This window comes from Micromonospora sp. DT229 (assembly GCF_049844505.1).
Classification (GTDB): Bacteria; Actinomycetota; Actinomycetes; order Mycobacteriales; family Micromonosporaceae; genus Micromonospora.
This window is the reverse complement of record NZ_JBNCLD010000002.1, coordinates 535998-547966: the sequence shown is the minus strand read 5'-3', so window position 1 is coordinate 547966 and position 11969 is coordinate 535998. Positions and strand designations below refer to the sequence as shown.

Annotated in this window: 12 protein-coding genes and 1 tRNA gene; 8 read left to right on the top strand and 5 right to left on the bottom strand. The window is 70.6% G+C overall.

Annotated features, from left to right (window positions below; all coding sequences use genetic code 11):
* Window positions 1-13: 13 nt before the first annotated feature.
* Entirely contained in the window at window positions 14-745 is a 732-nt protein-coding gene (locus ACLQ2T_RS05380; RefSeq protein WP_425764877.1) for a M23 family metallopeptidase, read from the bottom strand.
* A gap of 178 nt (window positions 746-923) precedes the next feature.
* On the opposite strand from ACLQ2T_RS05380, the gene ACLQ2T_RS05375 reads away from it, so the two are divergent.
* The 4 genes from ACLQ2T_RS05375 to tadA all read left to right on the top strand — a co-directional run bounded on the left by ACLQ2T_RS05375 (window position 924) and on the right by tadA (window position 2815).
* Entirely contained in the window at window positions 924-1265 is a 342-nt protein-coding gene (locus tag ACLQ2T_RS05375) for a hypothetical protein (RefSeq protein ID WP_425764837.1), read from the top strand.
* A gap of 87 nt (window positions 1266-1352) precedes the next feature.
* Complete coding sequence (locus ACLQ2T_RS05370) at window positions 1353-1520, top strand: hypothetical protein (protein ID WP_425764836.1); 168 nt, start codon at window positions 1353-1355, stop codon at window positions 1518-1520.
* 127 nt (window positions 1521-1647) lie between these two features.
* Window positions 1648-2175 carry a tRNA adenosine deaminase-associated protein gene (locus tag ACLQ2T_RS05365; RefSeq protein ID WP_425764835.1) on the top strand — a complete coding sequence of 176 codons (528 nt, stop codon included), beginning with the start codon at window positions 1648-1650 and terminating at the stop codon, window positions 2173-2175.
* A gap of 124 nt (window positions 2176-2299) precedes the next feature.
* Complete coding sequence (gene tadA, locus ACLQ2T_RS05360) at window positions 2300-2815, top strand: tRNA adenosine(34) deaminase TadA (RefSeq protein ID WP_425764876.1); 516 nt, start codon at window positions 2300-2302, stop codon at window positions 2813-2815.
* 70 nt (window positions 2816-2885) lie between these two features.
* Here tadA and ACLQ2T_RS05355 read toward each other — a convergent pair whose 3' ends face one another.
* The 3 genes from ACLQ2T_RS05355 to deoD all read right to left on the bottom strand — a co-directional run bounded on the left by ACLQ2T_RS05355 (window position 2886) and on the right by deoD (window position 4888).
* Entirely contained in the window at window positions 2886-3341 is a 456-nt protein-coding gene (locus ACLQ2T_RS05355; protein WP_425764834.1) for an acyl-CoA thioesterase, read from the bottom strand.
* Complete coding sequence (locus ACLQ2T_RS05350) at window positions 3338-3976, bottom strand: TetR/AcrR family transcriptional regulator (protein WP_425764833.1); 639 nt, start codon at window positions 3974-3976, stop codon at window positions 3338-3340. Before ACLQ2T_RS05350 ends, ACLQ2T_RS05355 begins: the two co-directional genes overlap by 4 nt.
* 204 nt (window positions 3977-4180) lie before the next feature.
* Window positions 4181-4888, bottom strand: a complete 708-nt coding sequence (deoD, locus tag ACLQ2T_RS05345) for a purine-nucleoside phosphorylase (protein WP_013736384.1) — start codon at window positions 4886-4888, stop codon at window positions 4181-4183.
* Window positions 4889-4963: 75 nt separating this feature from the next.
* Here deoD and ACLQ2T_RS05340 point away from each other — a divergent pair.
* The 4 genes from ACLQ2T_RS05340 to ACLQ2T_RS05325 all read left to right on the top strand — a co-directional run bounded on the left by ACLQ2T_RS05340 (window position 4964) and on the right by ACLQ2T_RS05325 (window position 10270).
* Window positions 4964-5050, top strand: a tRNA-Ser gene (locus tag ACLQ2T_RS05340).
* Between the two features lie 184 nt (window positions 5051-5234).
* Window positions 5235-6893, top strand: coding sequence for a hypothetical protein (locus tag ACLQ2T_RS05335; protein WP_425764832.1), 1659 nt, complete (start codon window positions 5235-5237; stop codon window positions 6891-6893).
* 20 nt (window positions 6894-6913) lie between these two features.
* Window positions 6914-8581, top strand: a complete 1668-nt coding sequence (locus ACLQ2T_RS05330; RefSeq protein ID WP_425764831.1) for a hypothetical protein — start codon at window positions 6914-6916, stop codon at window positions 8579-8581.
* A gap of 21 nt (window positions 8582-8602) precedes the next feature.
* Window positions 8603-10270 carry a hypothetical protein gene (locus ACLQ2T_RS05325; protein ID WP_425764830.1) on the top strand — a complete coding sequence of 556 codons (1668 nt, stop codon included), beginning with the start codon at window positions 8603-8605 and terminating at the stop codon, window positions 10268-10270.
* 61 nt (window positions 10271-10331) lie between these two features.
* On the opposite strand, the gene pruA is transcribed toward ACLQ2T_RS05325, so the two are convergent.
* The gene (gene pruA, locus ACLQ2T_RS05320; RefSeq protein WP_425764829.1) at window positions 10332-11957 is read right to left on the bottom strand and encodes an L-glutamate gamma-semialdehyde dehydrogenase; all 1626 of its coding nucleotides are present in this window, start codon (window positions 11955-11957) and stop codon (window positions 10332-10334) included.
* Window positions 11958-11969 lie beyond the last annotated feature (12 nt).

The following is an 11969-nucleotide window of genomic DNA, read 5'->3' as shown; positions in this document are numbered from 1 at the left end:
GAGACCTGCGGCCTCAGCGCCCGGGGGGTTTCGCCGGACAGCCGTTCCGACGGTGCCAGGCCGCTACCTCGGCCGCCGGTGCGCGGTTGCCGCCCTTGCGCCACGAGTCGAGGTACGGCGCCGGCCAGACGACCCCCCGACGGATCCACCAGCCGTCCTCACCCGGACACGGCGGAGAGATGCCGAAGTGCAGATGGCAGACGTTGTTGGCGTTGCCGGTCCGGCCCACCGTGCCGAGTCGCTGACCGGCCCGCACCCGTACGCCCGGCTCGATGCCCTCGGCGATCTCGGTCAGGTGGGAACCGTAGTAGCGCACCCCGTCGTCGCCGAGCACGGAGACCGAAAGGCCCCCGTTGTACGGGCCCTGGGGGCCCCTCTTGTCGTACCGGTCCCGGCGGCTGACCTCGCCGATCGTGCCGTCGGTGACCGCCACGAATGGCTCCCCGCAGTCGGCGAAGATGTCCGTACCCGGGTACCCGGAGTGGGTCGGGTGGTAGTCCACCTTCCGGGCGCGTACCGGAAAGACGTGCGGCAGCCGGTCCCGGCCCGGGGTGGCGGTCGGCCCCGGCTGGTCGGTGCCCTCCGGCCCCGGGCTCTCGGCGGTCGGGGTCGCGCCGGGTGTGGAACTGGCACCGGGCGTCGGGGTGGCGTCGGCCGGGCTCGACGCGGCCGTCGGGCCGGTCGGGTCGTCGCTCGGCGCGGACCAGGTGGGGGCGGGACTGGTCGCGCAGCCGGCGGCCAGCATCGGCACGAGCAGCAGCGCCGCGTACGGCAGACGTCGTCCGGTGAGCGCAACCACCCGGCCATCCTGACAGACCATCTCCCCGTCGGCCCGACCGCGTACGCCCGCCGGGGGCGTCGGCAGCGACCGGGCCGGTACGGTGGGCAGTACCACCGACCAAGCGTGGCAGGAGTGGCCAGCCATGATGCCGTACAGCCCGTCGGGCCTCTTCCCCGCCGGGCGCCGCCCGCGTCCCACCTACCGCGAACCGCATCCGGTCAGCGGGGCCGCCGTCGCCGCCGGAGCCACCGGCACGGCCGCCTGGTTGGTCATCTTCGGGCTGCTCGGTCGCGACCTGGCCGGGTACGCCTGGTGGACCCTGCTCGCCGGAGCACTTGCCTGGCTGGCGGCCCTGGTGCTGGTCCGGTACGGCGACCGGGGGGTGGCCACCGGCATCGCCATCGTCACCGCCGGAGGGTGGAGCATCGCCGCCGCCGCAGTGGCCGCCCGGTGGTGGATCAGTGGTGATTGGCCCCTCTGGTGATTCCTGCCGGCATCGACTGCGTTGCGTCGTCGTGCAGGCACTGAAACCCATCTTGACTGGGCCGCCGGGACTCGGCACTCTCCCGGTATGGCCTGGACCACTCCGCGACTCGATCCGGATCGCAGCCGCCGCCGTCTGCAACTGCTCGCGCAGTTGGCGGACGCCCGCACGGTACGCGAGCGTGAACGGCCACCGCGGGTGCGTACCGAGCGGCTGCGTGAGCTGATCGCCACCCGCCGTCGGCTGGCCGGCTGAGCGGGTCGGATCCTTCCCAGGAATGACCGACCCTTCGGGGCGTTGACCGCTCTCCGGCCGATCCGACCGGCTAACGTGCACGCGTAACGGCTGGTGTGAGCTGTGCCAAGGGCTAATTGGGGGGACCGTGTCGTACTTCGCTGCGGCCGTGGTGCGCGAGAAGGGTGGCTGGACGGCCGCCGAGTTGAGTCTGCGGGGTGCCACCGACGTCGACGAGGTCGCCGAGCGACTGCGCGATGTCGGTCCGGACGCCGACGTGTCGCTGCTGTTCGTCGAGGCGGACGACACCTACCTGGTCATCCTGCGCCTGGACGAGGGCGAGGACCTGCGCATCTTCGGCTCGGACTCGGCCTTCGCCGAGGAATCCCGGCTGGGTGCCCTGCTGGTCGGTGACCTCAACGCCTCGGTCACCGGTCTGGAGGACACCGAGGAGGCACCTGCACCGACGGCCACCGACGACGACGACGAGCAGCCCGCCCTGGACCCGGAGGCGGACCCGGTGGGTGAGGCCGACCTCCTGGCCGACCTGGGCATTCCCGCGCAGCAGCTGCTGGCCCTCTGCGCCCACGAGGGGATGATGCCGGCCGACGTCACCGCCGAGGTCTGCCAGGTGCTGGGCTGCGTCGACGACGTAGAGGAACTGCGTGAGGTCTGACCCGACCGGCGGTGCCGGGTCGGTGGGGCAGGTGCCGCCGGGCGGTGGCGAGCCGGCCGACGTGACCGATCCGGCCCTGGAGACCGTACGCGCCGGACAACCCACCCCTGGTGTCTTCTCCCGGGTGGGGCCGGGGGCGGACGAGAGCCTGGCCGATCCGAGCGGCACCGGTCGCCGGCAGCGCCACGAACTCTGGATGCGCCGCGCCCTGGAGATCGCGGTGACCGGCCCGGAGGTCGCCGACCCCGCCCGGCAGGCCGACGACGTGCCGGTGGGTGCGGTGCTCTACGGCCCGGACGGTGACGAGCTGGCGATCGGGCGCAACGAGCGGGAGCTGACCGGAGACCCGACCGCCCACGCCGAGGTGCTGGCGCTGCGACGGGGGGCCGAACGGTTGGGCCGCTGGCGGCTGGAGGGCTGCACCCTGGTGGTCACCCTGGAACCCTGCACCATGTGCGCGGGCGCCCTGGTGCTGTCCCGGGTGTCCACCGTGGTCTTCGGGGCCTGGGAACCGAAGACCGGCGCCGCCGGCTCGCTCTGGGACGTCCTGCGCGACCGCCGTCTCAACCACCGCCCAGAGGTGTACGGCGGGGTCCTGGCCACCGAGACCGGCACCCTCATGCGCGCCTTCTTCCGCTGAGGCCCCGCCCTCGCTGCTGCCGCTGCCGGGTCGCTGGTGCTGGTGCTGGTTGCTGTCGCTGGTGCTCTCGTCAGGCGGGGCGCAGCAGGGCGCCGGCGATGCCTCGGGCGAGGTCCGTCCAGGGCGCCGGGCGCAGGGTGGCCGGGTCCAGCCGGACGACGGCCCGCCGTCCTTCGGCGTACACCGTCGTGCCGTCGAGGGAGTGGAACCGGAAGCCGTAGACGGCGCTGCTGCTGCCGAGGTGTTCCACCCAGAAGTGCACCCCGACCGGGCCGGTGCCGGTGATCGGGGCACGGAAGGTGATCGCGAACTCGCGGACCGCGTGGAACACGTCCGGGGTGGTGGCCTTCCCGTTGCGCAAGGCAACCCCGTTGGCTGACCAGTACGCGGTCAGCGCCCGCTCCAACAGCAGCGCGTACCGCGCGTTGTGCAGAATGCCCATCGCGTCCAGGTCGTCGAAGTGCACCATGGCGTGCTCGACATGGCCGTACTCGACGGCGGTGGGCTCGGCGACGACGTTGCTCATGGGGTGCCTTCCGGTAGCAGGGTGGGATCGGGGCACAGACCCCGCAGCCGGTCCAGCACACTTCGGCGGGCGTGCCGGTAGGTGCTGTCCGGGTCGAAGAGTCGGGAGCGCATGGCGGCGGCGATCCCGAAGGAGTCGATCTCGTACGCCAGCAGGGCCACATCCACCTCGGCGGGGAGTTCGCCCAGCTCGACCGCCTCGCGGACGAGCCGTTCCAGTAAGGCGGTCCAGTCGGCGAGGACCGTGGCCAGGCGGTCGTGGACCGCACCCGGCCGGGCGTTGAACTCGAACTCGGCGGTGCCGAAGAAGCAACCCCCGGGCAGCACCCGGGTGGCGTAGAAATCGATCCGGGCCTCGTGCAGGGCGTGGATGCGGCGTACGCCCCGGGGTGCGCGCAGGGCCGGGCCGATGATCAGCTCCTGCCACTGGGCCACCGCCCGGTCGATGGTGGCCAGTTGGAGGGCCTCCTTGGAGCGCCAGTGCGCGAAGATGCCGGACTTGCTCACCCCGAGGGAGTCGGCGAGATGCCCGAGCGACAGCCCCTCCAGGCCGTTCTCACTGGCCAGGCTGACGGCGGCGTCCAGCACTGCGCTGCGGGTGCGCTCACCCCGGGCCAGCCTGCCGTCAACGGTCATACCGTGATCATACACAATGCGACCGACCGGTCGTACTTATTTCCTCGTCGGGTGCTTCGCCGTTTCGGCGTAATGGCGGTGACGCGGCAGCACGGATACCGCCATTACGGCGGTATGGAGTGGATCAAGCGCTGGGGCGAAGACCGCGCACGAAGCGTCCCGCCACCGACGAAGGGCGACGGGACGTCGACGGGTGTCGCTAGGTCAGGCGACGATGGTGTCCAGGGCGATCTCGACCATCTGGCTGAAGGTCTGCTCCCGCTCCTGTGAGGTGGTCTTCTCGCCGGTCTTGATGTGGTCGCTGACGGTCAGCAGGGTCAACGAACGGGCCTTGAAGCGGGCCGCGATCGTGTAGAGCGCGGCGGACTCCATCTCCACCGCCAGCACCCCGTAGTCGGCCAGCCGGTCGTAGAGGTCCGGCCGGTCGGTGTAGAAGGCGTCCGCCGCCAGGATCGGCCCGACCCGCATCGCGATGCCGCGCCGCTCCGCCACCTCCACCGAGGTACGCAGCAGCCCGAAATCGGCCACCGGGGCGTAGTCGATCAGCCCGTCGAAGCGCACCCGGTTCATGTTCGAGTCCGTGGAGGATCCGATCGCCGCGATCACGTCCCGCAGCTGAAGATCCTCGGACAGGGCTCCACAGGAGCCGACCCGGATCAGGGACTTCACGCCGTACTCGTTGACCAGCTCGTGGGCGTAGATCGAGGCCGAGGGCATCCCCATCCCGGACCCCTGCACGGAGACCTCGACCCCGTTCCAGCGGCCGGTGAAGCCCAGCATCCCCCGGACCGTCGAGTAGCAGTTCGCCCCTTCGAGGTAGGTCTCCGCGATCCACTTGGCCCGCAGGGGGTCACCCGGCATCAGGACCCGCTCGGCGATCTCGCCCGGCTTCGCGCCGATGTGCGTACTCATGCCAGTGATCCTGCCAGGCCGGGCGGCCGGGGACCGGTTCGGCGTCCGAACCGGGAGTCCTGTAGCCTCTTCGGCGGTGGCGTGTCCGAGTGGCCTAAGGAGCACGCCTCGAAAGCGTGTGAGGGTTTACGCCCTCCGCGGGTTCAAATCCCGCCGCCACCGCTCGTGAGATGCGAGAACGCCCGGTCGATCCGTGAGGACCGCACCGGGCGTTCTGCTGTCTGCCCCCGACTGCTCCTGTGGGCGGTTCTGGCGGTACAGGCCCCGATGTCTGGCCGGACAGACATGGCTTTTGATCTACGTGTCCCTATGCTGTGAGGGCGACTACGGGGATACGGGGTTTTCGATGCGACGCAGGCTTGCCGGGCTGACGGTTCTGACGGTGGCGGCCGGGCTGGCGGTGAGTGCTCCCGCCCAGGCGGCTGACGAGTTCCGGACCATCACCCGGGACGGACTGACCATGCAGTTCCACCGGGTGACGAAGGCGGTCACCCCGGTGAAGGGGACCGGGGCGACCCGTTCCGACTTCGACGGCGACGGGGTCGACGACATCGCGGCCTCGGCCGGCACCCTCAATCACAGCCTGCCGCACTATCCGACCGGCGTGGTGGTGGTGCGCTACTCCTCCGCGCCGCACGTCGACTATTTCATCGGCACGGCGGCGGACAACAACTCCAGCTTCGGCATCGCGCTGGTGGCCGGCGACTTCAACGGCGACGGCTACGACGACCTGGCGATCGGTGACGCCGACGAGGCCGACACCAAGAAGAACAATGCGCACGGTGGGGGTGTCTGGATCATTCCCGGCAGTCGCACGGGCCTGGTGCTCGACTCGACCAAGCACTTCAACCAGAGTTCCCCGGGTGTGCCCGGGGAGTCGGAGAACCGGGACGCGTTCGGCGCTTCGCTGGCGGCCGGTGACATCAACGGCGACGGTCGGGACGACCTGGCGATCGGGGCCTTCAAGGAGGCGATCGGCAGCGTCAAGGAGGCCGGTGCGGTCACCATCCTGTACGGCGGAAGTGGTGGCCTGACCGGCACCGGGGCCCAGCAGTTGCACCAGAACCAGGCGGCGGTGCCCGGCTCGGCGGAGCGCCGCGATCATTTCGGCATGTCGCTGGCCATCGGCAAGGTCAACAACAACAAGTACGCCGACCTGGTCATCGGCGCGCCGCACGAGAACGACGGCAGCGGTGCCAACGGCACCGGCATGGTGACCCTGATGTGGGGTTCGGCGAGCGGGGTGAAGCTCAGTGGGGCCACCTCGGTCACCGGCGCGGGGGTGTACCAGGCGACCGGGCGCAAGGACACCATCGCCTGGTACCTGGGCATGTCGCTGGCGATCGGTGACGTGAACGGGGACGGGCTGGGCGAGGTGATCGCCGGGGCGCCGAACGCGCAGACCCCGCATGTCGACGGTGGTCTGATCGCCGTCTTCACCGGTCGTACCGGTGGGGCGGGGCTGTCCGGCAAGGCCGTGAAGATCATTACCCAGCGTACGACCGGGGTGCCGGGTTCGCCGGAGGGTGGGGACCGGTTCGGGGCGACCCTGGCGGCCGGTGACGTGACCGGCGACGGGCGGGCGGACGTGCTGGTCGGCGCGCACACCGAGGCGATCGGTACGAAGACCGAGGCCGGCATGATCACTCTGCTCAAGGGTTCCTCGTCCGGGCTGACCGGCACCGGCGCGCAGGGGTTCGACCAGAACCACTCCGTCGTTCCGGGTGGGGCCGAGCGCGGCGACCGGTTCGGCGGCTCGCTTGCGCTGCTGAACCTCAACGGCAAGGGCCCGCTGGACGCTCTCGTGGGGTCGACCAGGGAGGAGGTCGCCGGGGACATCCCCGGATACCCCTCCGCGACGTTGTCCCGGTTCCACGGTTCCTCAAGCGGGATCGTCCCGCAGTCCGGTTCGTGGAGCGGGCGTGCCCTCAACACCAATCGTCTGGAGTTGCTGGAGTACGGCTGGCGGATCGCCGGGCCGCAGAGCAGCGGACCGTGGTACTGAGCAGGAGAACGGGGGCGCAGATGCGGCGCAGGCTTGCCGGAGTGTCGGTGTTGGTGGTTGCGGCGAGCCTGATGGTGAGCCCTCCCGCCCAGGCGGCGCAGGAGGAGTTCCGGACCATCACCCGGGAGGACGTGATCCTCCAGTTCCATCGGGTGCCGAAGTCGGTCACTCCGGTGCAGGGGACCGGTCCGACCCGCTCCGACTTCGACGGTGACGGGGTCGACGACATCGCGGCGGCCGGGGACATGCTCAACCACCGTCTGCCGCACTATCCGACCGGCCTGGTGGTGGTGCGTTACTCGTCCGCACCGCACGTCGACTACTTCGCGGGCGTGCTCTCGTCGGACGGCGGCTGTGGTTGCTTCGGCATGGCTCTGGTGGCGGGCGACTTCAACGGCGACGGCTACGACGACCTGGCCATCGGCGACTCGGACGAGGTCGACCCGGGGAACAAGACCCACGCCGGTGGGGTGTGGGTGATCCCGGGCAGCCGGACCGGCCTGGTGGTCGATTCGGCGCAGCATTTCAACCAGAGCAGCCCCGGGGTGCCCGGTGCGGCGGAGGACTACGACTGGTTCGGTGCCGCGTTGGCGGCCGGTGACATCAACGGCGACGGCCGGGACGACCTGGCGATCGGGGCGTACGGCGAGTCGATCGGCACGGTCAAGGAGGCCGGCGCGGTCACCGTGCTGTACGGCGGGGTGGGCGGCCTGCGGACGACCGGCGCCCAGCAACTGCATCAGAATCTCGACGCGGTGCCGGGTGCCGCCGAGCGCCGTGATCACTTCGGCTGGACCCTGGCCATCGGCAAGGTGAATGAGAACAAGTACGCCGACCTGGTCATCGGTGCTCCGCAGGAGAACGACGGCACCTCCTGGAACGGCAGCGGCATGGTGACCCTGATGTGGGGCTCCGCCAACGGGGTGAAACTCAGCGGCGCCACCTCGGTCACCGGCGCGGCGGTCCACAAGGCGACCGGCCGCGAGGACACCATCGCCTGGTACCTCGGCGAATCGCTGGCGATCGGTGACGTCAACGGCGACGGGTTGGGTGAGGTGATCGCCGGGGCACCCGGTGCCCAGACCCCCCATCTCAACGGTGGTCTGATCGCGGCCTTCACCGGTCGCACCGGCGGGGCGGGCCTGTCCGGCAGCGCCGTGAAGATCATTACCCAGCGTACGGCCGGTGTTCCAGGCAGCCCCGAGAATGATGACCGGTTCGGTGCGACCCTGGCGGTGGGTGACGTGACCGGCGACGGTCGGGCCGACGTGCTGGTGGGTGCACCGGGAGAGGCGATCGGCACGAAGACCAAGGCGGGCACGATCGCCCTGCTCAAGGGCTCTGCCTCCGGGTTGACCGGTACCGGTGCCCAGGGGTTCGACCAGGACCATGCCGTGGTGCCGGGCGGTGCGGAGCGTGGTGACCAGTTCGGCGCTTCGGTAGCCATCCTCAATCTGGACGGCAAGGGTCCACTGGATGCGATCGTGGCATCGACGGGCGAGGAAGTCGCCGGTGACCAGGCCGGGTATCCTTCCGGCACGTTGTCGCGGTTCCACGGTGCCTCGGGCGGTCTCGTGCCGCAGGCGGGCTCTTGGAGCGGTGCGTCGCTGCGCACCGACCGGCTCTGGCCGCAGCGGTACGGCGCGCGAATCGCCGGCCCGGTCAGTGGCGGCCCGCGATACTTCTGATCATGTGAAAGCGGGGTATTGATGCGGCGCAGTGTCGCAGGACTGTCCATTTTGGCCATCGGCGTCGGCCTGGCGGTGAGTGTGCCCGCCCCGGCGGCGGCGAACACCTACCGGACGGTCACCCGGGACGGGATCGTCCTTCAGCATTACCGGGTGGCTAAGGCGACGACCCCGGTCAAGGGGACCGGGGCTACCCGGTCCGACTTCGACGGTGACGGCGTCGACGACATCGCCGCCTCCGCCGACCCCTCCGAGTACCGCTTCCCGCAGACCCCGATGGGTCTGGTGGTGGTGCGGTACTCCTCCGCGCCGTATGTCGACTACTTCGCGACCGCGGTCACGCCGGCCGGCGGTGAACCCGGCTTCGGCGAGGTCCTCGCCGCCGGGGACTTCAACGGTGACGGCTACGACGACCTGGCAGTCGGCGACCTCGGTGAATACGACCTGAGCGCGAAGGCGAATGCCGGCGGGGTCTGGGTGATCCCGGGCAGCAGCACCGGCCTGCGGCTCGACGGGGCGAAGCACTTCAACCAGAGCACCCCGGGCGTGCCGGGCGCCTCGGAGCAGGGCGACTGGTTCGGTTCGGCGCTGGCGGCCGGTGACATCAACGGCGACGGCCGGGACGACCTGGCGGTCGGGGCGTACGGCGAGGCGATCGGCAAGCTCACCTACGCCGGTGCGGTCACCGTCCTGTACGGCGGGGCCAACGGGCTGACCGGCACCGGCGCGCAGCAGTTGCACCAGAACCAGGCCGCCGTGCCGGGTAGCGCCGAGCGCAACGACCACTTCGGCTGGACTCTGGCCATCGGCCGGGTCAACAACAACAAGTACGCCGACCTGGTCATCGGCGCACCGGGCGAGAACGAGGACAGCTCACCGACCGGCAGCGGGATGCTCACGCTGATGTGGGGCTCGGCGAATGGGGTGAAGCTCAGCGGCGCCACCTCGGTCACCGGGGCGGCACTGCGTAAGGCGACCGGCCGTGACGACAGCTACGTGCGGAGCCTCGGCATGGCGCTGGCCATCGGTGACGTCAACGGCGACAAACTGGGCGAGGTGATCGCCGGGGCGCCGTACACCAAGTCCCCGAAGGGCAACGAGGGCATGGTCGCGGTCTTCACCGGTCGTACCGGTGGTGCCGGCCTGTCCAGCAGCGCGGTGAAGATGTTCAGCCAGCGTACGCCCGGGGTGCCCGGCTCGGCGGAGGTCGGTGACCTGTTCGGTGCCACCCTCGCGGTGGGTGACGTGACCGGCGACGGTCGGGACGACGTGCTGGTGGGTGCGCCCGGTGAGGCGATCGGCACGAAGAAGCGGGCGGGCACGGTTGCCCTGCTCAAGGGGTCCGCCTCCGGGTTGACCGGCACCGGCGCCCAGGGCTTCGACCAGGACCACCCGGTTGTACCGGGTGGGGCCGAGAGCAACGACCTGTTCGGCGGTGCGGTGGCCATCCTCAACCTGGACGGCAAGGGCCCCCTGGACGCGATCGTGGCCTCGCCCGGGGAACTGGTAAGCGCGGACCCGGAACGGCCGGCGTCCGGGTCGGTCGCCCTGTTCCACGGTGGTTCCGGTGGGTTGGTTCCGCAGTCCGCCTCGTGGAGTGGCGCGAGCATGCGTACGGACTTCGTCTGGCCCAAGTGGTACGGACGTCGCCTGGCCACCGCCCAGTCCGGCGCCCTGATGTACCACTGAGCTGACGACCCGATCGCCCCCGCCACCGCCTGCGAAGCAGGGATGGCGGGGGCGACAGCGTTCAGGCCATGTGCGGGTAACGGTGGTCCGTGGCCGGCACGAAGGTTTCCTTGATGGTGCGGGCGCTGGTCCAGCGCAGCAGGTTCTGTGCGGAACCGGCCTTGTCGTTGGTGCCGCTGGCCCGCCCACCGCCGAAGGGCTGCTGGCCGACCACCGCCCCGGTGGGCTTGTCGTTGACGTAGAAGTTCCCGGCCGCGAACCGCAGCACCTGAGCGGCGTGCGCGATCGCCGCGCGGTCCTGCGCGATGATCGAGCCGGTCAGGGCGTACGCGGAGACGGACTCCAGTTGAGCCAGCGTCGCCTCGTATGCCTCGTCCTCGTAGACGTGCACCGCGAGGATCGGCCCGAAGTACTCCGTCGTGAAGACCTCGTCGGTCGGGTCGGTGCACTCGATGATCGTGGGCCGGACGAACCAGCCTTCGCTGTCGTCGTACCCCCCACCGGCGAGGATCTCGCAGCTGGCGGTGGCGCGGGCCCGCTCGATCGCTACGGCGTGCCGGGCGAAGGCCCGCCCGTCGATGACCGCCCCCATGAAGTGGGACAGGTCGGTGACGTCGCCCATGGTCAGCGACTCCACCTCGGCGATCAGGTCCTCACGCAGCTGGGGCCAGAGCGACCGGGGCACGTACGCCCGGGAGGCGGCCGAGCACTTCTGCCCCTGGAACTCGAACGCCCCCCGGATCATGGCGGTACGCAGCACGTCGACGTCGGCCGACGGGTGGGCGACGATGAAGTCCTTGCCGCCGGTCTCGCCGACGATCCGCGGATAGCCGCGGTAGCTGCCGATCCGCTCGCCGACCGTGCGCCACAGGTGCTGGAAGGTGGCGGTCGAGCCGGTGAAGTGGATGCCGGCCAGGTCCGGGTCGGCGAGTGCCACATCGGAGACGGCCAGACCGTCACCGGTCACCATGTTGATGACACCGGGCGGGAGGCCGGCCGCCTCCAGCAGGCGCATCGTCCACCATGCGGCCAGCTGCTGGGTCGGCGACGGCTTCCACACCACCGTGTTGCCCATCAGGGCGGGGGCGGTGGGCAGGTTTCCGGCGATGGCGGTGAAGTTGAAGGGCGTGATCGCGTAGACGAAACCCTCCAACGGCCGGTGGTCGACCCGGTTCCACACCCCGGGCGAGGACTGCGGCTGCTCGGCGCGGATCTGCCGGGCGAAGTGCACGTTGAAACGCCAGAAGTCGATCAGCTCGCAGGCCGAGTCGATCTCCGCCTGGAAGGCCGTCTTCGACTGGCCCAGCATGGTGGCCGCGTTCAACGTCTGCCGCCACGGTCCGGCGAGCAGATCGGCGGCCTTGAGGAAGACCGCCGCCCGCTCGTCGAAGGAGAGCGCCCGCCAGTCACCGGCGGCCTGCTTCGCCGCGTCGACCGCCGCCCGGGCGTCGTCGTGGGTGGCGTTGCCGAGGGTGCCGAGCACATGGCGGTGGCGGTGCGGCTGGACGACGTCGATCCGGTCGCCGCCGCCCATCCGGCGTCGACCACCGATGGTCATGTCCAGTTCGAACCGCCGGCCGGCGAGGTCGCCCAGCTTCGCGGCCAGCCCGGTGCGTTCCGGGCTGCCCGGCGCGTACGAGAGGTTCGGCTCGTTGACCGGTGCAGGGGTGGTGGTGATGGCGTCCATCAGACTGGCTTG